Consider the following 23,807-nt stretch of genomic DNA (forward strand, 5'->3'; position numbering starts at 1 on the left):
TGACTTGAGGATGCAATGCAAAACATCTTGCCGAGATATCTGAGATACGCGACGCTTTTGGGGTTGCTGGTCGCGATGGCTGTTCCCGCTGCTGCGGCGTCGTGGTGGAATTCGCAATGGACAGAGCGCGCCAGGATCACGGTCGATGCGGCTGCGTCCGGTATCAATGCCGGCAGTCAGATCGTGGCGGCGGACGGCTCGATACCTGTTCTGGTGCGGTTGCATTCTGGAAATTTCAAGTTCGACAAGGCCAAGCCTGACGGCAGCGATATTCGCTTCGTCCTGTCGGATGGCTCGCCGCTGAAATTCCATATCGAAAAATACGACAGCTTGCTGGGAGAAGCGTTCGCCTGGGTCGCTGTGCCGAATATAAAACCCTCAAGCGAGACAGAACTCTACGTCTACTACGGCAACGCCACGGCGACAGCGGCATTCGATGGCAAGGGAACTTACGATTCCAACACGGTGCTGGTCTATCATTTTTCCGAACACGGAACGGCCGCGCGTGACGTAACCCAGTGGTCGAATGTGGCCCAGAACGCTGGAGCTGCGGCGGATGGTTCGCTAATCGGCAGTGGTCTGCGTCTCGACGGCCATACGCCGCTGCGGCTTCCCGCATCGCAATCTCTGAGCTGGCGTGCGGGGCAGCCGGTCACTTGGTCTTTATGGGTTAAGCAGACCCAACCGGCAGCCAATGTGGTCCTGTTCTCGCGCAAGGAAAACGGTGGCGGGCTTGTGATCGGTGTCGACAACAGTGTGCCTTATGTCGAGCTGATCAATGCTGGTGTTCCACAACGCGCTGCGGCGAGCGCCAATATCGCCACGGGCTGGCATCATCTGGCCGTGGTTGCCACGGGAACCGCGATTACGCTCTTCGTAGACGGGGAGGCCCGCGCGTCGCTCGCTGGGGCCATTCCGGCTTTGACGGGGCCGGGCGTTCTCGGCGTCGATGCCGACGCTCAAGCTACCGGATTTACCGGTGAGATCGACGAGTTGGAAATCTCCAACGTGGCCCGCTCCGCATCATTCGTCAAACTTTTGGCGATTGGTCAGGGTCCGGACAACGGAAAGCTCATGCACTTTGGCGGCACCGAGGAAGATGCTGGCTGGTCGTCGGGCTATTTCGCGGTGATTTTGAAATCCGTCACCATCGACGGCTGGGTTGTGATCGGCATCTTGATGATTATGGCCGCGATCAGCTGGATCGTGATGGTCGAGAAGGGAACCTATATCGGCAAAGTCGACAAGGCCAACCGGCATTTTACCAAAGCGTTCGGCGAGGTGGCATCGGATCTGACCATCATGGATACCGAAGGTGAGGAAGCCGTCACAGGGCTGTCTGGCAAGGTCACGGCCGCAGACCGCTTCATGCAGAAAAATTCCTCTCTGTACCGCGTCTATCATATCGGCGTCCAAGAGCTAAGGCACCGCTTCACCGGCGACAAAGTGCGCATCCTTTCGGCCCAGTCAATTGCAGCTATCCGTGCGGCGCTTGATGGCGGTCTGGCACGAGAGGCCCAGCGTCTTAACCGCCAGATGGTGCTTCTGACAATCGCGATTGCGGGTGGGCCGTTCCTGGGGCTCCTTGGAACGGTGATCGGGGTCATGGTCACCTTTGCCTCGATTGCCGCCAGCGGTGAAGTCAATGTGAACGCGATTGCACCCGGTATCGCCGCGGCTCTCGCCGCGACCGTTGCCGGCCTGTTTGTCGCGATCCCGGCCCTGTTCGCATACAATTATCTGCTCAGCCGCATCCGCAACATCACGACCGACATGCAGGTCTTCGTCGACGAGTTCACGACGAAGATGGCCGAGTTCTATAGCGAATCGGCAGAGGTGTGACATGCAGCTCCAGCCCGATAACAAGCTCTACGACGATATCAACATCACGCCGATGCTCGACTTGGCTTATGTGTTGTTGATCATCTTCATCATTATGACGACGGCGACTGTGCAGGGCATGAAGGTGAACTTGCCTCGAGCCAGCGCCCAGCCGAGCTTGGCGGAGAACAAGACTAAAGCAATCACCATCACGCGCGATGGCCGGATATTCCTCGATACCATCCCTGTCACCTTGCCCGAACTGCAACAGCGCCTCGTGCAACAGAAGTCGCTGACGCCGGATTTCCCGGTGGTGATCAAGGGGGATGGTCAATCGCAGTATCAGACCATCATGGACGTTCTGGATCTGCTGGGCCGCCTTAACATCACGCAGGTCGGGCTCGCTACCAAAGCCTTGGTGAAGTGATGCGCCATGTTCTGGTCCTGCCTGATCGCAGGCGCGTTACCGAGGCCGCAAATCATGGCTGAGGGCGAACGCACAGGTCTGTTTCGCGGGCACGGACCAGCCGTGATTGCTGGCTTGGTGTTTCTGTTTGTTGTCGGGACGACCGTCTTCTTTTTGGCGACTACCGACAAGAATGCGCCCCGTCAGATTCATGAATTCACCATGGTGAGGCTGGTGCCGCCCCCCCCTCCGCCACCACCTCCTCCGGAGCAGGTTCAGCCTAAGATGATCGAACAGCCCAAGATGGTCACTCCGGAAGAAAAGTCGTTGGCCGAGCAGGTGCAGAAAAATCCTGCCGCCAAAGGGCCGTTGGGTCTGGATGCCAAAGGTGATGGTGCTGGCGACGCCTTCAATCTCGCCGGTAACCAGGGGGGCAACGGCTTGTTGTCTGGCGGAGGCAGCCGGTGGGGCTGGTACGCGGGGATCGTCCAACAACAGGTGGAAAACGCGCTTCGTGCCAATCGCAAGACACGCCGTGCCGTGTTCGATGTCGAAGTCGCTGTGTGGATCGATACCTCGGGACGCGTGACGCGCGTGAAGGTACGCAGGAGCACCGGCAGTCGCGAATTGGATGCCGCTATCGAAAACGAAGTCTTTGCTGGAATGGTGGTGCGCGAGGCGCCGCCGCCGGACATGCCGATGCCGATGGTCATGCGCAATTCCGCGCACCAGTCGGGTTGATGAGTGATGCGCTATTTGAAGAGGGAAGTGGGGATCATGATAAACCGGAACAAGCGGTCCAATAGGTCGATGGGATTTTTTAATTCATCGGCTTTGACGCTGAGTCTGGTGCTGCCGTTCTTTTGCGGCGCACAGGCCCTTGCTCAGGACGCCACCAGCGCGCTTTCGCCCGATACCGTCAAGCTGGTAACTTTCTTGGTCGAAAAGGGTGTTCTGTCGAAGGCGCAAGCAACCGAATTTGCGCAAAAGATGTCTCGAGAAAAGGCTGCTGCGGCTTCCCCTGTTGCAGCCTCTCCCGCGGCGGCGGCTAATACCTCGGCTGCCGCCGCGGTCCCAACTTCCGAAGCTGTGGTGCGGGTGCCTTACATTCCGGAAACCGTTCGCAAGCAGATCAAAGCAGAGCTTCGTCAGGAAGTCATGGCGCAGGCCAAGGACGAGCATTGGGCGGCTCCGGACGAGATGCCTGCCTGGACCAAGCACCTGCGGTTATCCGGAGATCTGCGACTTCGTTACGAGGGTGACCTATTCCCATCGGGCAACGACAGTTCGGGCAGCTTTCCCAATTTCAACGCCATCAACACTGGCAGTCCCTACGACACCTCCAGCACCAGCAATCATAACTATCCTTCGGAGTACAATGTCGATCAGGACCGCCATCGTTTCCGGTTGCGAGCGCGATTTGGAATCGATGCCGACCTCGGCGAAGCGTTTACGGCTGGCATCCGTATAGCCACCGGCGACAGCAATACCCCGGTCTCGACCAACCAAAGCATTGGTGCGTCAGGGGGGAATTTCAGCAAGTATTCGATCTGGCTTGACCGCGCTTGGCTGCGTTATGCGCCGATCGACAATCCCCGCGGCTCGTTCGCCGTAACGCTGGGGCGCTTCGAAAATCCCTTCTACTCGACCGAGCTTGTCTTTGATGATGACCTGAATTTCGATGGTGTTGCGATCCAGGCAAGTGCGGCGGTTACCAAAACGCTCAAGCCGTTTGTTACCGTGGGTGCCTTTCCCGTATTTTCGACAGACTTCAATTTTGCGTCCAACCAGCCGGCGAAATACAAGAGCGACGATAAATATCTGTTCGCTGCTCAAGGCGGATTTGATTGGACGCCATGGCGCAATGCTTCGCTGAAATTCGCAGCGGCTTACTACGACTTTGATAATGTCAGGGGCCGCCTGTCGAGCGCTTGTACGATCTTGAGTTCCGCTGATGTCTGCGACACGGACGCGACGCGTCCTTCCTTTGCGCAGAAGGGCAATACCTACCGTCCGTTGCGCTTGATTACATCGACATCGGCGAACAATTTCGGCACCACAAATCTCTATCAGTATTACGGATTGGCAACGGGATTCCGGGAGTTGGCGATTACCGGAAGTGCGGATCTGGCCAACTTCGAACCTGTCCACCTCTTGTTCGAAGGCGAAGCCGTCAAGAACCTCGCATTCGACAAATCGGCGGTGGACGCCGTGGCGGTCAACAACCGCGGCGCCGTGACAAAAACAAACGCGAATGGCCCCTTCGAAGGCGGCGATCTCGGCTATCTCGGCCGCTTCACGGTCGGCTATTCCAAGCTGGAAAACCGGGGCGATTGGAATCTATCGGTTGCCTACAAATACCTTGAATCCGATGCAGTCATTGATGGCTTGGCGGACTCCGATTTTGGCCTTGGCGGCACCAACCTCAAAGGCTTCATCGTCGGTGGCGGTTTGGCGCTGTCCTCTCATGTCTCGGCCGGGCTGCGCTGGATGAGCGCCGATGCGATCGGCGGACCGAAATACGGTGTCGATGTCGTTCAATTCGATATCAAAACGAGGTTTTGATCATGGCGGTGGCGATGAAACGGGCGGCGATAGCCGCCGTAATGTGCCTGCCCCTTATTGGTTCCATTGTGGTGCGGGCTGGGGCTGACGATGCGACGGAAGCGCGGTTGCGCGATGCGTTGCGTACCACCACGGAGCAATTGCACAGACTTGAAGCTGAAAATGCGGTGCTTCAAAGCAAGCGTAGCGCCGCGCCCGTGGCGCCGGTGGCGAGCGAAAAGGCGAGCGCTGGTTCTAGCCGGGTTATTGCCGATCTCAAGCGGCGCTTGACGGTGGTAGAGCAGGAAGCGGCCAAAGCGAAGACGGCTTATGCCGAAGCCCTGTCCGCGGCCCAGAAGAAAGACGCCGATAACGCCCAGGCGATGACGGGAGTGGCCGCCGATAAGGACAAGTTGGCGGCTTGCCAGATCAAGAATGAAGCGTTGCTGAAGATCGGCTTTGAACTTTTGGATCGATACGAAAACACCGGCTTTGGCGATGTTCTCGGACGGAGAGAACCGTTCACCGGCATCAAGCGGGTAGAGCTGCAGAACATCGCCCAAGACACGCGCGAAAAGCTTCGCGACAACGCCGTCAAGCCATAAGGAAAAACGATGATGAATAGCGAGACGGCGGAGAAATCGACGGGGGTGGCCGACATCCAGGCTGGCTTGTCGTCCGAGATGGTGACGGTCCTGCTGCAGAAAACAGGCTATCGGGTCGAGTTGGCCGGTGAACAGGATGGATCGCCTGTGCTTCGTTCGGCGACGGGAGGAGTGGTATTCCATATCACCTTCTCCAATCCCGTCTCAGGTTTGGCCAACACGTTCCAGACCGCGCGTTTTTTTGCGGCCTTGCAGATTGAGGGCGACTTGCCCCTGACCATCGTCAACTGCTGGAACGCCTCGATGCGATTTGGCCGGCTGCATGTCAGCGGCGGGTTGCTTGTTCTCGATATGGATGTGATCGCCGCCGGCGGGGTGACTCAGGCCCAGTTTATCGGTGCTGTTCAGATATGGGACCGCTTGGTGCAAGGGCTGGTCGCTTACCTGCGCGATGTGTTGCCGAAGGTTGCGAACGAGGCTGGGGCACCAGCCGCTGCGGAACAGCAGGCCGCCGCGGGTTGATTGGCGGGGGTTGGTCTATTGGGTTTGTGGGGGAAGGAATAAGCTGTGACGAACCGTGGTTCGAAGATTGGTTTCAAGCGGGCTCATTGGCGCCAAGCTTTATTGGCGGGCACAAGCCTGATTTCCCTCTGTGCGGCGAACCCGGCGCTGGCCAGCGACATCCTGCGCGGCAATCCGATGGCCGCCCCCACGGTCGCCGTCGATAATGCCACCGCGAGTTCTCAAGCGGCCGCGGCGGCGGCGACGCGCGCGCAGAATTCGCTCTTGCGCGCCACGCAGGCGGTCCAGAATCTTCGGGCGGCGCAAGATGCCGCGCGGGCGCTGGTGCTGAATGCGACGAGTTCGGTTCCCAACGGTCTTACAACAGGCGGTCTTGAAGTTGTCGCCAATCCCGTCAGTGCTGCGAACGACCCAACGGGCAAGAAGACGTGGCAGGGCGCCGATGCGCCGACGCAATCGACCGACACCTCGGGCAATGTCAGTGTCGCGATCAAGCAAACCGAGAGCAAAGCCATTCTGTCATGGAAGAGCTACAACGTTGGCAGCAAGACGACGCTCACCTATGATCAACAGGGCAACAAGGACTGGATAGCCCTCAACCGCGTCGTCGGCGATTCCGTTGCTCCCAGCCAGATTTTGGGCTCGGTCAAATCCGACGGTACGGTTCTGGTCATCAATCAGAACGGTATCATTTTTGGTGGCTCCGCACAGATTAACACCAATTCGCTGATTGCTTCCACTTTGGACGTGGGACGCTACAAGGACGGCAGCGGCAACGCGATGACCATCCCCGGGCGTAATCTCGAATTTCTCAATTACGGCCTACTGGGGTATAGCGATAGCACAGGCGCGACCGGCGCCGGGACGGATGGGACGTTCTCTGGGGTTAAGAGTGGACAATCCGTCGTCGCGACAGGCAAGATTGAAGTCGATCCTGGGGCGAGCATCGCGAGCGGCGACGGTGGGTACATCCTTCTAGCCGGTTCGGAAGTGCACAATTCCGGTGCTCTGACTGCGACCAACGGTCAGGTCATCCTGGCGGCAGGCGATACGTTGACACTGCTGCGTGCCACCGGCGCGTCGGATAGTTCGGTTCCTGGAATTCGCGGCTTCTTGCCATACGCTTTCTCTGACTCGACGGCAGGGGCGACACACGTCGCGGAAAACACCACTACCGGTTTGATCCAAAGTGCGCGCGGCTCAATCATTTTGGTCAGCGCTGGCAGTAGTACAAAATCGGCAACCATCAACAGTGGCGGCTTATTCTCTACCACAAGCGTGTCCCGCAATGGTGCTATTGAGATTTCCGGCGCCAATATCGAAATCGGCTCCGGCAGCCGTATAGCGATACTCGCAGACAGAAATGATGAGACCATTCCTCAAGATTCCAGCTCGATCTCGAATTTCAAGCCTTCTCTTGTCAATGTCGGCAATTTGTTCGATGTCAATAACGGCGGGTTCACCGGAAGTCTGATCGATATTGCCAGCGACACACTTATCTACGCACCGTCCGGCAATATCTCGATCGGCGCGGCCAGCGGCGCGAGCGGCAAGCAGAGCACGTCATCCTCATCACGGATATTTGTCGATAGTGGTGCCACTATCGACGCATCGGGCCTCAAGGATGTGCTGATACCGGCATCGCGCAACACAATCACGATCAGTCCCTTGAAGGGCAACGAGCTGGCCAACAGCCCGATGTACAAGGACAGCTTCCTGAATGGAGCGACGGTAACGGTCGATCCGAGGCTGTCGGGCGTGCGCGACGATGGCGTGGCCTGGATCGGCTCGCCGCTGATCAGCGCGCAAGCGTATTATCAGCAGGTCGGGGTCAAGGTTTCGGAACTTATGACGACCGGCGGTAATGTCGCGCTCGGTACGGGCTACTACACCGGAAGCGGCGCGACTACGACGGTTTCCGACGTGATCGTCAAGAAGGGCGCCACGATCGACATTTCCGGTGGGTGGGTCGCTTACCAGGGCGGCACGGTCAAGACGACACAGCTTCTGACCTCGGACGGCAGGATCGTGGATATCGGCTCGGCCAATTTCAGCGATATCTATACGGGCATCTATACCGGCAGCACCGAGGATCATTCCCATTGGGGCCTGTCCAACACATTTTCCGGAATTTTTCAGACCGGCGAGAAGATCGTTCAAACCTATACAGAAGGTCGCGATGCCGGCAGCCTGACGATCAAGTCGTCGGCGATAACCCTTGATGGAACGATTTATGCCGATGCGTTCGCCGGCATCCAGCAAAAGCTGGCCGCTGCGGCCGGAACCGCGTCGAGCAGCATTTATGGCGATACGCGAACCTTACAGGCCGCTAAGTCCCAGCTTCCTGCCGGCGGCGCACTGATCATTCAGAGTTTGGCCCTGAACAGTGCCGTCAGCGGGACCTATCTGGGCGGTGCGGATATCACTATCGTTGCGGATGCTGACTATCAGGCCCTTGCGGACAATATTTCTTATGGACAGAAGGCGGCTGTGTCTGCCGATGGCAAGGCAACGATCCCAGCCCGCGATACCGCATCTTACCTGACGAGGGACCAGCTCGCGACCGTAGAGCTTTCGGATAAACTCCTTTCGCAATCCGGCTTCTCCGATGTCTCGCTCTATACCAGCGGTTCGGTAAAGGTTGCAAAAACCGCAACCGTTACGCTCAACGCGGGCGGAGCGTTTAACGTGCTTTCTGGTCGCAATGCGAAAATCGACGGCGTGGTGAGGGTTCCGTCCGGCAGCATCGCGCTTGAGACGTTTGATAGCCGCTTAACCTCGGCGGGCGGTTCGGTGTTTTCCACGGTCGCTGCGACCGTTGGTTCCTTCGACATCACGGTAAATGGCACGTTGTCGACCCGCGGCTTGTGGGTAAATGACTACGGCGCCAGTGACGATACGCTGCTCGGCAAAGCCTGGCTCAATGGCGGTTCGATATCGCTTTATGCTGCGCCGCACGTTTCGGCTTTGAATACAGGTGGTCGTACCTCGACCGATCTTTCGGGGAGCATCTATATCAACACCGGTTCGCTGGTCGATGTGGCGAGCGGCGGCTATGTGAACCGATATGGATCGCTTGATCTGACCGCTAAAGGCGGCAACCTCAGCCTGTATGACGAGACGGCCTACTTCCAGCTGGCGCAAAGCGGCGGGTATGATATTGAAGGTATCGTCAGTGGATTTCGCGTTGACGGCTTATTTTATACCGGCTCCCAACAGTATGTGCCGATCAATCCCGCAGAGATCAACGCCCGTATCGTGATCGATACCGCGGCCATTAAGGCGCAGGGCTTCGGTGGCGGCGGGACTTTCACGCTCACCACACCGCAAATCGCCTTCGGCAGCGATTTGACGTCGAAAGCAACGCAGCTGCCGCTCGATTTCTTCTCTACCGCGGGCTTCGCCAATTACAACATCACGTCCTACAAAACGGCTTTGTCGGCCAATCCGTTCAACAACGGTGCGGGCGGGACTACTGCATTGCTGGATACGCAAACGCTGGCGGTTGGCGCCGGGCAGACCTTATCGCTGACCCAGTCGATGTTGCCGAGCGTGTTGACGGCCGTTCAGGCGACGGCATTGCGTAATCTAACAACCGGTGGTGATTTATTTTCGGTGCTGACGGCGTCGGTGCCGGACAATGCTTGGGACGCCAAGGCGGTTAATCTGACACTCGGCGGGTTGGTCGAACTGCATGTGGCTAAGGGCGGGCAGATAACAGGCGCCGATGGTGTCACCCTGACTGTCGGCAAGTTGCTGAACGAAGGAACCATCCGCCTTGCTGGCGGAACCATCGTGCAGCAACTGGTCATGCCGAATCTGTATGAAACAGAGTACAATACGACCAACGTCACTGTTACCTCGATTGGTATCCGCGATTTTTCCGACATCTTCACGGTCAAGGCGGACGGGACGATCGACGAAAATACGGCCAGCAAATACGACCCCACTTTGACCAATGCGCAATTGGCCGGTGCGGGTGATACGGTCAATCGTCACCCGATCTACCGGCTTGGATTGCTTGATGCGGATCAAGGCGTTGTCCTGGCATCGGGTTCGGTCACGGATCTTTCCGGGGTCAGTATTCGTAATCCCTATGCGGTTGATTCTAAGACCGGCACCCAGCTTGTAACCGGCCGGATTGTGGCGGGTGGCAGCCTTGTCACCGATCCTCGCGCGGCGCTTAACGGTCAGGCCCTGTTTCAGTCGAGCAGAGTTGGCACGACCTATTGGTTACTCGCCAATAACGCCGTGGGCTTCGGCGTGGATCAGAGCGGCAAGACGCTCACCATCGCGTCGGGCGCGGTGTTGAATTTGTCCGGTGTTTCGGATGTGTATGATCTTCCCGCCGCCGGATCGACGTTGGCGGTTACGACCTATGCGCCGACCAAGGTGTGGAGCAATGGCGGCGCGCTATCGGCCGGTGCTGGCGCAACATTGACCGGAGCCGTGATCAAAGCCCATGGCGGTTCGGACGAAGCCGAGAACGGCACCTTGGCGCTGCTCAATCCCGTTCTCGTGCAGCATGATCCTGCGACGGCTGTCGCCAATGCCGTTTCTGTCGACCTGATTAACAGCGCTGGTTTTGACACCTTCGTTGCTCAAGGCAGCATCAATTCTCTGGGCGATGTCAGCCTTGATCTCGGGCGGGCGTTCTTCCTCCAGAGCCGGCCACTTGTCGGCCTCTCGACAACGCCCGGCGATGCCGCGGTTGCAACGGTGCGGGCGGGGGGCAAGCTGGTGATCAACGCGCCTTATGTCGGCTTGTCCAGTTCGATGGATGTCATCGCCAATCCGGCGCGGGGAACGCCCGGACTGGGCAGCGTTGTGTTCAATGCCCGCAACATTGACGTCACAGGAGCGGTTTTGTTTGACCAGTCGGTTGCGTCGGCCACGCTCAACGCTTCGGGCGATGTCCGGTTGATCGGTGCCACGCCCTGGCAGGTCACGTATGGCGCTCCGATTTCCGCGGCGATTACCACGCTGAAGGGCGGCATCGCGGTCAACGGCGATCTCACGATCAATGCGGCACAGATCTATCCCACCACCGGCTCCACCATTGCGATTACATCGACCAAGGCGGGCGGCACGATCACCTTTGGCCGTACCACCACGGCCACGCCGGATGCGCCGTACTCGGCTGGAGCCAGTCTTGTGGTTGCGGCAAGCAATATCGTCCAAGGCGGTGTACTCCGCGTTCCACTGGGCAGTCTCACGCTGGGAACGTCGTCTGATTACTACGGCTTGAACGGCTCGACGAATTACGTCCTTGCGCCCGCCACGACGAGCCTCGAACTGACAGCGGGTAGTGTCACCTCGGTTTCGGCCAATGGGCTGACTATCCCTTACGGCACAACCACCGATCAAACCGAATGGTATTTTTCGCCGACCAGCGGGGATGTGCTGTCGTCGGCGCCCGCCAAAGTTCTTACCCTCAACGGGACGAGTGTTGTCGTAGACAGTGGTTCCAAGGTGGATATCTCCGGCGGCGGCGACGTCTATGCCTACGAGTTTGTTCCTGGAACGGGTGGGTCGCGCGATGTACTCGACCGCTACAATCCGGACATCTACACCGGCAACAGCGGTTATCAGTACGCGGATCGCCGCCAAGTTTACGCCATTGTCCCTGGTCTCTCAAACAACTCGGTCGCGGCGGTCGATCCGATCTATTCGTCTGATTACGCCTCTCTGTCTTCTTCCTCCGGCGTCGGAACGCGTGTCTATCTCAGCGGCGGCAACGGTCTGGCAGCTGGTTGGTATACGCTGCTTCCGGCCAAATATGCCATGCTTCCGGGCGGCATGCTGGTGGTCGAGCAGACCGGTGCCAAGAATGTGGTCCCGGGTACAAATGCCGCTCTCGCGGACGGAACCTTGCAGGTGGCGGGCTTTTACGGCGACGCCCTATCGGGCTCGCAATCCTCGACCAGGCGCCTTTTTACGGTGCAATCGCAGTCACTCATCAAGTCCGAATCCAATATCGCCATCACCACCGGCAACAGCTACTTTGGTCAGAAAGCATCAGACGGCAGCACGGTCGCATCTCAGCTTCCGATCGACGCCGGACGATTGGTGATCAATCCGGGTGCCACACTGGTCGTGAACAGCGTCTTGTCGACCGCGGCCGCGAGTGGCGGGCGTGGTGCGCAAGTTGATATCACCGCGACCAATATCGATGTCGCCGCCGCTCTGCCGCAGACCACGACCGGTGACAGCACGGTCCACGTCACCGCCACCAGCCTAACCAATCTGCACGCGGCGAGTCTTTTGATAGGCGGCACACGAGCCGACAATGCAGACGGCACGACAACGCTTAACGTTTCGGCCGAGACGGTTCGATTGCGCAACGGTTCGGATAAGCCGCTTTCGGCGGGCGAGGTCATTCTCGCGGGCACCAAGAGCGTGACGGTCGAGGATGGTGCGTCTATCTCCGCCACGTCCGATCTTCGCGACACGCGCAGCGGCGCCTATCTGATCGGCTCCACGACGACGTCCGGCACCGGCGCCCTAGTGCGTGTGGCCAATGGGCCCGAACGGTTGACCGTGCGCACCAACAGCACGGGCAACGCGACGCTCGCCGTTGGGGCGGCGACGCTGAGCGGCAGCTCCGTGATGCTGGATTCCAGTGGCGCCAATAGCCTTTCCAGCGCCGTGGCTTTTAAGGACACCAAGACTGTGGCGCTCGGGGCGCCGCGCATCGGGCTCGGCGTCGACCCGGCAAGCTATAGTGGCCTCGCGCTGACATCCGCGCTCACGGATATTCTGAACAAGAGCGGCGCCGCGGTGACCCTGCGTTCGCAGTCCAGCATCGATTTGGCCGGGGGCTCGTATAGCTTTGGGTCGATCCGGCTTGATGCTGGCGCGTTGTCGAGCACGGATGGTGGTTCGGTCTCCATCACTGCGGACAGTATCTCTCTCGGCAATGCCGGGGGCGGAAATACCGTTTGCGGCAGTTGCGCGGCGGGCAGCGGTTCTCTTGCGCTGAGTGCCAAGGGCATTGTGTTCACCGATGGCATCGTGGCGACAAAGGTAGCCGCCACCGCAGGTACAACCACCACTGAAACAAACTTCTTTGGCGGCGGCGTCACGCTCACGGCACAGAACGGTGTTTTCGCGCGCGGGACAAACGGGGGTATCGACACTGGTACGGCGGCATTGACGCTGCACACCCCTTATCTCGGCGACAATACGCCTGCGTCATCCTCCACCTCCACAGCGGTGGTGATTCCGTCGCTTACCCTCACCACAGCCGGCAACCTGCGCATCGATAACAGCGGAGGCGGCGCGGTTTCGTCCTTAACGGCGGTGCCAGGCATGGTCCTCGCCTTGAATGGTGCCTCGGTTGCGATCTCCGGGACGACAGTGAACGCCACTGCCGGCACGATAGCTGTGGTGTCGGCCAGCGATATCACGCTCTCCGCCGGCGCGATGGTGAAGGCGCCAGGCTATAGCAAGACCTATGGCGATAGCGTCGATTCTACCACCACAAATGCGCCGGGTGGCCTAGTGAGCCTGACCGCCAAACAGGGCAATATTGACCTGCAATCCGGCACCACCTTGTCGGTGGGCGGCGGTAGCGGCGCGGGTGGCAGCCTCAAACTGATCGCGAGCAAGGGTACGATCAATCTCGGCGGCACCATTGACGGTAAAGCGCCCGGCGGCGGCTCCAGCCTCGCTCTCGATACGGCAGGGGCCATCGATCTGTTGACGATATCGGGCTTGGCGTCGTCTTCCGGCTTCACCGCGGGGCTGGATGTCCACAGCCATAGCGGCGATCTTGTTCTCGCACAGGGCAAGGCGATCCGGACCGGCAGTCTGTCGCTGACCGCAGATGGCGGTGCTGTCGTCATCTCTGGCACTATCGATACATCCGGAACCGATGGCGGCGATGTCTCGCTTTATGGCACCAATGGCGTGAGCCTCAACGCGAGCGCGGTGATCGACGCGCATGCGAGCGGCTATGGTTCCGCCGACACGCGCCAAGCTGAAGCTGGTACGGTCACGCTAGGGACAATCGGAAGCGGCGCAATCGCCATCGCCCAAGGCGCAGCCATCAACGTCGCGGCGAGCCGGACGGGTGATCGCCTGGTGCCGTATTACACGAACGATGTGAAGTACTATAAATATGTCGAAGCTGATCTGGGCGGCAAGGTAATCCTGCGCGCGCCGGTGGTGGTGCAAAGCGGTCCCGATACGGTCAATGTCAGCCTTGCCGATGCCAGCAGCATTAAGGGCGCGCGTGAAATCGATCTGGTTGGGGTCAAGAGCTGGGATCTGCGCGGCTTGGCGGCCATCGCCAATTCCGGTGTCACGCTCGATACAGCCAGCAACACAGTAACGCTCGATCCGCGCGGCAATTACCTGTCGGGAACCACCACGGCGGATGGCATTGTCCGCTTTGTTCAAGACTTCGACGTGTCCGGCGCCTATGGCGCTCTTGGCGGGCTTGCGTCCTCCAGCGTGTTTCACGCCAAGCCCGGAGTCGATCTTGCTTTCGACGGCAATGTCAAACTGGACCGCAATTGGAATCTGGCCGCCGGAACGGTCAATGTCACGGCGGCGGTGGCTGCCGGTGTGATGGGTAAAGAGACCTTCTCGGGCTCCGGCGGGACGAGCGTTACCAAATACTATGTCGTTCCCGGCAAAGACGCGGCCTTGATGACGGACTTCGTCACCATGCTGTATCGCACGGGCGGCAGTGTGCGCGGCGAAGCGCCGGTATTGTCCTTGAAGGCTACGGGCGATCTCGCCATCAATGCCAGCATCAATGACGGCTTCTTCCAGTTCCGCAATCAGACCGATGCGGATTATCTGGCGCAGGCGGTGGCGGGCGGCGCGGAATATGCCGTGGTGTTCCCATCCGGCTTCAATTACAACGCCTTCCTCGGACAGACGCTCGATATATCAAGCTATAGCTCGTTCGTTACCAAAAGCGCTGCCACTTCATCGTCGACCGTCTATGTTCCTTATTCGAGCGACGGCAATTCCGCCTCGCCGGAGAAATCCGGTGACCCCTTTGGCACCGCGGCGCTGTTCCCGCGCCTCAGCGACAATACGGTGGTGCAGTCTTCCACCCTCGGTCTGGTGGCTGGGGCGGATTTGGTGCGGGCCAGCGGTGTCCTGCAAGCCAGCGTTGATCCTTTGGCGATCGATCCCTCATCCTCCGGAACTTTGAGTGTGGGCGGAGCCTATAGCTATAGTTATGGCGGCACGGTCCAGAACACCTATTATGGGGCTTATTTCAGCAGCCTTCTTGGCACTGGCAATTTCGGTCTTTCTGTTTATTCCCAAAACGCAACGACGGCGGCGGGTTGGCAAGACAAGGTTCTGGCCAAGAGTGGCGGCTACAGCTACCCAGGGCAGAACACGCTCGTCTACGGCACCAACAAGAAGTCTGCCGTGCTCATCCCCAACACACCGGCCACGAACAAGATCGATACGGTATCCGATCTGATCTATTTGAATCTTGGTCTGACGAGCGGCAACACGCTGGGCCAAGGAAAGTTGACCTCTACGCTCACCAACTTGACCTTGCGTGATATCGCCAAGATCTCGGATACGACAAATCCGCTCTACGACGCGTATTTGCACAATCTCTACATCAGCAATGCCACAGCTCCGACGGGCGGCGGCGATTTCTTCACGGTCGTGTCGAGAGATTCAACCGTCGATCCTTATACGGCGACATCCTCTCAGTCCGCTTTTATAAGACTTGTCGTCAGCGTTAAAACCGCCGCCTATATCCTGCAAAAATATGTCGACCCGATCACGCCCAAAGGCGGTGGGCAGGTGACGGCGACGGTCAATTCCCTGGTGCGCACCGGCACCGGCGATATCCATTTGGCGGCGGCGGGCAATGTCGATCTGACCGGCGGCAGCACGGCGGCGACTAATGTCTATAGCGCTGGTATTACCTACACGGCGCAACTCGGTGGCGCAGCCGTCTATACGGCCGGCTACGCCGCTGACACTGCGCTGCGCACGGTGCTCGATCCCGAAACGGGTCTGCCGGTGACGATCGATCCCAGTTCCTGGCTCAAAAACACCACCCAATTCAGCGCCACACCGCTAAGCGCTTACGGTTCGCAGCTGCGCGCCACGGGGTTCAATAGCGGTGTCACTGGGGTGCTAGTGTCGGATGATGCCTATGCCGAAGGCGGCGGGGATGTCACCATCACGGCAGGCAAGGATGTGCTGGGCCGCACGGATACCAGCGCTGGTCTTGCCATTGCTAATTCTGCCACGGCAACGCCTTGGGCCGGTGGCGCGGATGCGCCTTGGCGCGCCGGTGCGGTAGGCAGCGATACCTGGGCAAAGATCGACCATCAGCTTTATCGCAGCGGTGTTGGCGCCTTGGGCGGTGGCAATGTCACGGTCAAAGCCGGGCGGGATGTTTCGGATTTGACCGTCACCACAGCCACCTCCATGACCACGGCGACGACAAAATCCGGGATCGCAACCTCGAAGGCTTTGATGACCTTCGGCCGCGGTGATGTTTTGGTCACGGCAGGCCGCAATATTCTGGGCGGCAAGATCGATGTCGCTTCGGGCACGGGCACGGTCTATGCCAGCGGCGATATCACGGAAGCGGGTACGCTCGCTCTGCCTTCGCGTAACGGTGGCGTTGCGAACATTTCCAATCTCTTGGAACTGCGCCTGTCCGATGCCACCGTGACGGTCACGGCCAATGGCAGCGCCTCCCTTCTCGGGATCGGTGCGCTCGGCGTCACCCAGCAGAACCGAGGCGGCGGTGCGACACCGGAATTGATCAACAACCTCAATGCTGCGGCCTTTTATTCACCCAACGCGTCAATCGCCATTACGGCGAATGGGACCGTGTCGCTCGCCAACAGCGATGCCAATACGCTGGTCGGTGATACGGTCTATGTAACGCGTACGGTTTATCCGGGAAGTCTCGCCGTCACCTCCTTGACCGGCGATCTTCTGTTTGGATCAGCCAGCATCCTGATGATGCCATCCCAAACGGGGCAGTTGAGGCTCCTCGCGGCGCGCAATATCGCGCCAGTGATATTGGCGATGCTGGATGCCGATCCCGGTGTCCTGCCGGGGTTCTATACGGCTTATGGCAGCGCCCTAACTCTCTCAGGAACGGGCACCGCCACTGGCGGTATCGCTTTGGCATTCCCGGCGCTGCTTCCTTCCACCACCAGCCAGCAGCGGGCCTTGCAGCACAAGGCGGTTGCCACCCATCAGGACGATGCGGAGCCGGTGCGCATTTATGCCGGCAACGATATCGGCTCATCCGGCCAAGGCGTCACGCTCTCGCTGCCCAAGCAGGCGCGTGTCACGGCTGGCCGCGACATCGTCAATATGATGTTCTTCGGCCAGAACCTGTCGGCTTCCGACATCACCCGCATCGTGGCGGGGCGGGATATCACCGGGACCTCGGTCCTGCGCAATATCACCGGCAGCAATGCGACCGCGGCCGTTATGCTCGGCAACACCTTCGTGCTCGGCGGGCCGGGCACGCTGTCGCTCGAGGCGGGGCGCAATCTTGGCCCATTCCTCAATTCGGCAACCATCGGCACTGCCACCAAATCTGCTTATGCCGGCGGCATCCTCACGGTTGGTAACGAGTGGAACCCGTGGCTGCCGAAGGATGGCGCCAATATTGTTGCATTGTTTGGTGTGGCCAAGGGCATCAATTACGACGGCCTGCGTGACTATTATCTCGATCCGGCGAACCTCGCCAATCTGCCGGACTATTTGTTCGAGCAAGTGACGGTGAATGAGAATAACGGCTCGGCGACCGCACAAGGCACGGCGGCTGATCGCAGCAAGCCCGTCTATGCCCCGCTTCTGATCGCTTACATGCAGGCCAATCAGTCCGCAGCTTTAAAAGCGGCCTATGGCAAGACGGATGTCACCTATGCGCAGGCCTACACCGCCTTCGCAACCTTGCCGGAGCTGACGCAGAGGGCATTTCTCAATCAAGTGTACTTCAACGAGCTCAAGCAGACGTCGATACCGGCGAGCCCGTCCTATCTGCAATACGCGCGCGGCTACCGTGCGGTGAACCTTCTTTTCCCGGCGAGCTTGGGCTACACGGCCAACGATCTGACCGGCACCACCAACGGTGCGGCCTCGCTCGCGCATACCGGCAATCTCGATTTCAGATTGGCGGCGATAGAGACCACCCGCGGTGGCGACATATCGATCCTGGGGCCGGGCGGGCGTATTCTGGCAGGGTCGACAGTCAGCACCGCAGCGCAAGCCGCACGGCGTTATTATATCGCCAATAGTCTGTTCAGCGGCACACCCGTGACGATCGATAGTGCCGCGTCCATCAGTGCGATACCAACCGGCTATGAGGGCGTGCTGACGCTGCGTGGAGGCGGCATCTCCGCCTTCACCGATGGCGATTTCCTCGTCAACCAAAGCCGTGTCTTCACCGAACAGGGCGGCGACATCATTATGTGGTCCTCCAATGCCAATCTAAACGCCGGGCAGGGCGCCAAGACGAGTGCCAACTTCCCGCCGGTGGTGTTCCGCATCAGCCCCAACGGCTATTTCGAACTCGACCAGGCAGGTTCGACGACCGGTGCAGGCATTGCGGCCCTACAGGCGACACCGGACTCTCCGGCGTCCAACATCTATCTCATCGCGCCGGCAGGTACCGTTGATCTTGGTGACGCTGGCGTGCGGGTCTCGGGCGATTTCTATGTTGCCGCGGCGCATGTCTCCAATGCGGATAATCTCAAGGTGGGTGGTCAGACCTATGGCATTCCGACCGTCTTCGTCCCGGATGGTGGCGCCTTAACGGCGGCCTCCAATACCGCCGCGGCCGGTGCACAGGCGGCAATGCCGGAGAAGGGGAACTCGAGCGCGGTGGACTTGCCATCCATCATCACGGTCGAAGTTCTGGGCTATGGTGGTGAACCCGCAAGCGATGATGATAACAAACGGCGTAGAAAATAATGGCGCGCAACGTTCAGGCAATGGGAGCTAGCGGGATGCCTCGGGTAACCGTGGAGCACAAGCTCGCGCGCCATAGCGTGGAGAAGGCCATATTGCGTGACGTTGGCGAAGTACAACGTGTTCTTCTTTCTCTTGGGTTCCAGGATCTGCGTGTAAGCGATTGGGAAAAGCCGTTTCGGATAGAAATCTGCCGCACGGGTATGGAGAGCGCGGGGATATTCCAGATGCACACCTCTGCTGCAATCGCTATCACCTCCAACTTGACACGGCACTGCATCTGTCTTTGTCCTGCGGGTAAGTTCACCATCAAGCGCGCCGAGACCACGTTGGATGTTGGGGAGCGCGCCGCCGTCATTATCCCGCCCACCGAGAAATTGCTCTGGATGATTCCTGCGAAAACGCGGGTCGCCGGTGTCGTTCTGGCGGACGAACCGTTCAAGCAGGATAGTGGAAACTTGGCGAATATGACGGACGAGTTGCAGCCCAGCGAGGCACGTTGCTTCGATACGTCGAGCAACCCTGGGCTTATATTCGCCGATATATTGAAATTGCTGACAGTCGATCTTGAACGCAGCAGGTTCTTCGCCGAACACCAATCCGTACGAGAGATGTTTGAGCGGCTGATGACCAGCAGCGTGTTTGGTTTAGACGACAAAGACGTATCCGCGCGCAAGCCCGCCAAATCGATAGCACCCCGGCATGTTAAGCGCGCGGAGGACTTTATCCGGCAGCATTTGGGTGAGCCGCTCGACAATTTCCAGTTAGCAAAAGTGGCGGGTGTTAGCCAACGTTCGCTTTACAGGGGGTTCGTGCAGTTTCGCGGTGTGACGCCTGCTCGATTTATCATGGAGCTCCGCCTTAAAGAGGCGCGACGCCTTCTTGAGGGGGGCGGCAGTTTTTACGATATAAAGGATATTGCGTCCAGAACGGGGTTTCGCAGCTACGCGTCGTTCTGGCGAAGCTACGTGAGCAGGTTTGGCAATGCTCCGTCGAAAGGAAGGCCGGCTAAGCTCGGTAAAGCCAATTCCGCCAGCGGCGCCGACGACGTGCTGCAATCGCCGGGCATCGCTGTGCCCGACGAACGCCTGGGGTGATGCATGGCCGGCGATTACTGGTACATCGGCTATAATCTGGTGATCCACTCGGAGTTGGAGGTATGCGGAGCTTCCCGGGTGACTGAGAGAATGGCTGCTTGCGCCGCGCCCGATATTGAAATCGTCAAAGGCAATGCCGGTATCCTCCCGGACAGGGCGCGGCTCGGGCCTTTCGCATTTTCCGGGGACACACTGTTCTTCGAAGCTCCGAAAATTGCGAAATTTCTTTGCCAAGCGGGCAGGCGCATCATTGTTGAACCGCACGATGGCGCTACAGAGCGGGACGTTTGCGATATATTGGTGGCGACAGCTCTGCCGATATTGCTGTGGATGCAGCTGAACGCGATCATGCTACATGCCTGCGGTATCGTACTGGATGGCGGGGCGATAGGTGTGTGCGGTGTGTCGGGCGGCGGCAAATCGACAGTTTTGAAGGAGGCGGTAGAGCGGGGCGCGCATGTGGTGGGCGACGATACGCTTCGCGTGCAGCAAGTCCTGGAGGGCTTTCGGATATCAGGTCTTCCCGCGCAGTATTGCTGGGATGTTTGCTCTGGCGAGAACCGTGTTCGCCACGATGTTCCGGCGGATCGGGTGATGCGAACGGCCCCGCTCGCGGCGCTGTTTGTTCTGGAATTGCCGCGGGCGACGGGCGCCGCGCAATTTACCAAGCTTTCGGGTGGCGAGCGTCTTAACGCCATATTGGAGCATCACCATCGCCCTCTAGTGCCGCGCTTGCTCGGATGCAGCGCGGCGCTGCTGCCCCTGGCGGCGCGTTTGGCGGGCTTACCGCTCTTTTCGTGGCGCAGGAGCGAGCAATCGCCTGAATTATCGGATTACGAATACGATTTCCTCGCAAGTGTCAGCGCGACGGATACCCTCACAACCAAGCAGAGAGATGTCATATGAGTACCAGTGGAAAGTGGGTGCGTAAGAGCAATTCGGTCGGTGCCCAGATCGATGATGCCTATGTTATTGTCGATGCTGACACTGCGAAGTACTACGCCTTCAATACCTCGGCGAAGGACATCTGGGATGCTCTCGTCGAGGCCAGATCCTGCGCCGAAATCTGCGAACGTCTCACCGCGCGATATGACGTGAACGCAGATGATTGCCTGTCGTCGGTGGAGCGTGTGGTCGAGGATCTGAAAGGCAAAGGGCTGGTAGCGCCAGCATGAGGCAGGGTGACGGCGTAGCTGGTGAATGCGCGGCGGTGGCGTTCGGCCTGAAGTGGTCAAGTTCTCTGCCGCTTCGATATTTCTCCGACAGCGGACATGCGGGGCAGGCCGATGTTCGCATTGAGCTTTCGCATACCCCGCTGCCAACGCGCCGTGTCATGCGGGCGTTTCGCCGCAATGTCGTCTATGACGATGGCGCCAGATTATCTCCCAATGGTCAAACCGCCATTGATGTGGTGGGAACCGGCCTCATCACGGTGACTCCCGGTAACGACTGGGAGGGCGAGTACCCAATTCACCTTTTCAGTACGGCGGCGGCGGTCACTCTTGCGCTGCGCGGTCTGGTGCCCATGCACGGAACGGCCGTTGATATCGCTGGCACGGCCGTCTTGATCTGTGGTGAGTCAGGCTACGGAAAATCGACGCTCGGAGCCAATTTGATAGCACTCGGCGGCCGTCTAGTTTCGGACGATTTAAGTGTCCTGCGGATCAGCAAAAAAGACGGCGTATTTGTATTGGCCGGCCGTCCGGGCATGAAGCTGCATCCGGATACGGTGAGCGCATTAGGGGCCTTGCTGGATCGTTCTAAAACGGTGCCGTCCGTGAACGGAAAACTATTGGCCCATCCGCCCCGGGTCGATGCGCTCAGCGAGCTGCCATTGGGCGGGATCGTTATGCTGGGTGGCATTTCCCCCCCGTCCTATGCGGCTCGGCTCGCGGCACTATGCGGCCACATGTTCCGGCCAAGGTTGATGCAGTTTTTGCCGGAGCAGACGCAGCGCATGGACCTGCTAGCGCACGCCGCCAAGACGATACCGATTCTGCACTTCGCGGGACTGCAGAGCTATTCACCGCAGCTTGCCTTGGAGGGCGCGCGGCGGATCTTTGATTGGATGGGATGCGATCCTATTCCGTTTGAGCCGTTTGCTGCCACCACACAAAAAATTCAGCCGTCATCGCGGTGATTTGAATTTTGGATTGCTCCCGAATGGAGATGTTTTCTCCGGCAGCGAGCCGCGTGACGCGCTTGGCAAGCCAATCGAGATCAAGCCACTCGTCGGCACCCGCATTGCGAAAGACGGCAAGGCGCTCCAGAACGCTGGGGGCGTGGTTTCGCAGTCGCCGTACATAATCGGGGGAGAAGGGTACCGGATTGGTTCGTAGGCGGATCGAATCCGGCAACCGGTCTTTCAATAAGCTCCGCACCATCGCGCGCGAATACCCGCCGCGATGAGTGAAACCGGCGGGCATTCCGGCGGCTAGCCGCATTAACGGCTCGTGACGATATGGAAAAAGTCTGCGCAGACCGGTATGTGCCTGTGCTGTCCTGGTGCGGGCTGCCAAGTATACGGCTTGGTCGGCGAGGCCGAGACGTTGGTCGCGCCGGTACAATAGCGGCCATTCCATCGGGGGGCGCTCATCGAGCAATGCGGCAGGCATGTTTTGCAAGGCATCTTCGGAAAGGCGCGCGGCAAATGCGGTTTGCGGCCAAGCCTCACCCAGGCGAACCCGCTCCTGATAAAGGTTGCGCAGCCAGTATTTGTATTCGGGCCATGCAGCACGGAACTCGCGGAAAATCACTTTGCGGGTCAGGCCCGTTTCGCCCCAGACGCCGTCGATAATCGCGTCCGCTCCCTGATCCGCGCCGGCTTCAAATAGCCGATCATAGAGATAATGGCGTGACGACAAGGAGGGCGCCTGATAATGTGCGAAGCAACGTGCGGAGGGGCGGTAGGGATTGTCCTCGGGCGGAGGTGTGACAAACACAACCGGCAAGCCCAGATGATCGGCAACAATACGGCTATAGCTTCGCTCGTCGCGCAAATCGCTGCCTTCCGCCGCCGCTGAGGTGATGCAAACCAGCTTTTGGCCGCTGCGGCGTTCTTCCGAAGCCAGCCAGGCAAGGGTAGAGGAATCCAGCCCGCCGCTCAGCATAATTGCGACGGTCTCGTGACGCGCCAGTGTTTGGTGCATGATGCGCCGGGCGATTTTCTCCAAGGCGGCGACGGCCTCATCGAAACTGCCAGACCAATCAGAGTCTGGGGTCAGGCTTGGTGCCTGTGTGCACGTCTCTCCCGCCGGGGAAAACCGCCGCATGGTTCCAGCATCGAGGCGCTTGACGCGTTTCAAAATGGTTTGTTCCCGCAAAAGCCGCCTTCGCGGAGCAACTTGAGAAAATGTGAGCGCCAGCCCCTCGCGATCCCAATCGCGCCCCACAGAGGCAAGGCGCGACAAGGTCATGGGCTGTGGTGCCACCGCGACCCGTCTGCCGTCACTGGCAAAGCAGATCGGATCGCGTAATTGGGTGGAGACACCCAAGATCAGGTCGCGCCTGTCGCTGTTCCAACATAAAAGAGACCATTCGCCCGGCATTTGCGCGATGGCTTGCGGCCCCCAACGGCGGAGTGCCTGCAAGGCCAGCTCTGCTTGCGCCGCCGCGTGGCGCATATTCAGCGCCTGCGCCAATTCGTCCGGCTCGTCGAGATGGCCCAGCAGTGCCAGCACCGTACCGGCTTCCATGGCGATGCTCACCGCCCGGCCGCCAAGCTCGCAATCCTCGATGCGCAAACGCAAGCCGGGTGCTTGATGCGTCGCGGGTCCAGGGCCAAGACCGAGCTTTGCTAAGTCTTCTTCGTTGAGCGGCGCGCCATCCAGCGAGGCAAGCGCATAAAGACCGGTGATCATGAATGTCCCGCCGTGACGA

At 59.3% G+C, this 23,807-nt stretch carries 12 protein-coding genes; 11 read left to right on the top strand and 1 reads right to left on the bottom strand.

Annotation, left to right across the window (positions count from 1 at the left end; genetic code table 11):
* The first annotated feature begins 15 nt into the window (after positions 1-15).
* Genes FHS83_RS11425 through FHS83_RS11475 form a run of 11 tightly spaced genes read left to right on the top strand, consistent with a single transcriptional unit; the run spans position 16 to position 22,068 of the window.
* Positions 16-1,842: a DUF2341 domain-containing protein gene (locus tag FHS83_RS11425; protein ID WP_208414527.1), complete on the top strand. Its 1,827-nt coding sequence runs from the start codon at positions 16-18 to the stop codon at positions 1,840-1,842.
* Between the two features lies 1 nt (position 1,843).
* On the top strand, positions 1,844-2,248 hold the full coding sequence (locus FHS83_RS11430; RefSeq protein WP_167083085.1) for an ExbD/TolR family protein: 405 nt from the start codon (positions 1,844-1,846) through the stop codon (positions 2,246-2,248).
* A 54-nt stretch (positions 2,249-2,302) separates the two neighbouring features.
* On the top strand, positions 2,303-2,968 hold the full coding sequence (locus tag FHS83_RS11435) for an energy transducer TonB family protein (protein ID WP_167083086.1): 666 nt from the start codon (positions 2,303-2,305) through the stop codon (positions 2,966-2,968).
* Positions 2,969-2,974: 6 nt separating this feature from the next.
* Entirely contained in the window at positions 2,975-4,792 is a 1,818-nt protein-coding gene (locus FHS83_RS11440) for a putative porin (protein ID WP_243846365.1), read from the top strand.
* A gap of 14 nt (positions 4,793-4,806) precedes the next feature.
* Entirely contained in the window at positions 4,807-5,376 is a 570-nt protein-coding gene (locus FHS83_RS11445) for a hypothetical protein (RefSeq protein WP_167083088.1), read from the top strand.
* A 9-nt stretch (positions 5,377-5,385) separates the two neighbouring features.
* A complete protein-coding gene (locus FHS83_RS11450; RefSeq protein ID WP_167083089.1) occupies positions 5,386-5,898 on the top strand; it encodes a YbjN domain-containing protein in 513 nt (170 codons plus the stop codon).
* Positions 5,899-5,943: 45 nt separating this feature from the next.
* A complete protein-coding gene (locus FHS83_RS11455; protein ID WP_167083090.1) occupies positions 5,944-18,834 on the top strand; it encodes a filamentous haemagglutinin family protein in 12,891 nt (4,296 codons plus the stop codon).
* A 35-nt stretch (positions 18,835-18,869) separates the two neighbouring features.
* A complete protein-coding gene (locus FHS83_RS11460; protein WP_167083091.1) occupies positions 18,870-19,928 on the top strand; it encodes a helix-turn-helix domain-containing protein in 1,059 nt (352 codons plus the stop codon).
* Between the two features lie 3 nt (positions 19,929-19,931).
* Entirely contained in the window at positions 19,932-20,834 is a 903-nt protein-coding gene (locus FHS83_RS11465) for a hypothetical protein (RefSeq protein ID WP_167083092.1), read from the top strand.
* Positions 20,831-21,103: a PqqD family protein gene (locus tag FHS83_RS11470; RefSeq protein WP_167083093.1), complete on the top strand. Its 273-nt coding sequence runs from the start codon at positions 20,831-20,833 to the stop codon at positions 21,101-21,103. Before FHS83_RS11465 ends, FHS83_RS11470 begins: the two co-directional genes overlap by 4 nt.
* Before the next feature lie 35 nt (positions 21,104-21,138).
* The gene (locus tag FHS83_RS11475) at positions 21,139-22,068 is read left to right on the top strand and encodes a hypothetical protein (RefSeq protein ID WP_167083094.1); all 930 of its coding nucleotides are present in this window, start codon (positions 21,139-21,141) and stop codon (positions 22,066-22,068) included.
* Here FHS83_RS11475 and FHS83_RS11480 read toward each other — a convergent pair.
* Complete coding sequence (locus FHS83_RS11480; RefSeq protein ID WP_167083095.1) at positions 22,010-23,788, bottom strand: asparagine synthase-related protein; 1,779 nt, start codon at positions 23,786-23,788, stop codon at positions 22,010-22,012. The two genes, FHS83_RS11475 and FHS83_RS11480, sit on opposite strands and share 59 nt — an antisense overlap.
* Positions 23,789-23,807 lie beyond the last annotated feature (19 nt).

It is taken from the genome of Rhizomicrobium palustre, from assembly GCF_011761565.1.
GTDB classification, from domain to species: Bacteria; Pseudomonadota; Alphaproteobacteria; order Micropepsales; family Micropepsaceae; genus Rhizomicrobium; species Rhizomicrobium palustre.

Coding starts and splice junctions, on each gene's coding strand:
- FHS83_RS11445 (WP_167083088.1), top strand. CDS start 4,807: ATGAAACGGGCGGCGATAGCCGCCGTAATGTGCCTGCCCCTTATTGGT.
- FHS83_RS11465 (WP_167083092.1), top strand. CDS start 19,932: ATGGCCGGCGATTACTGGTACATCGGCTATAATCTGGTGATCCACTCG.
- FHS83_RS11450 (WP_167083089.1), top strand. CDS start 5,386: ATGATGAATAGCGAGACGGCGGAGAAATCGACGGGGGTGGCCGACATC.
- FHS83_RS11440 (WP_243846365.1), top strand. CDS start 2,975: ATGCGCTATTTGAAGAGGGAAGTGGGGATCATGATAAACCGGAACAAG.
- FHS83_RS11430 (WP_167083085.1), top strand. CDS start 1,844: ATGCAGCTCCAGCCCGATAACAAGCTCTACGACGATATCAACATCACG.
- FHS83_RS11435 (WP_167083086.1), top strand. CDS start 2,303: ATGGCTGAGGGCGAACGCACAGGTCTGTTTCGCGGGCACGGACCAGCC.
- FHS83_RS11480 (WP_167083095.1), bottom strand. CDS start 23,788: ATGATCACCGGTCTTTATGCGCTTGCCTCGCTGGATGGCGCGCCGCTC.
- FHS83_RS11425 (WP_208414527.1), top strand. CDS start 16: ATGCAAAACATCTTGCCGAGATATCTGAGATACGCGACGCTTTTGGGG.
- FHS83_RS11470 (WP_167083093.1), top strand. CDS start 20,831: ATGAGTACCAGTGGAAAGTGGGTGCGTAAGAGCAATTCGGTCGGTGCC.
- FHS83_RS11460 (WP_167083091.1), top strand. CDS start 18,870: ATGCCTCGGGTAACCGTGGAGCACAAGCTCGCGCGCCATAGCGTGGAG.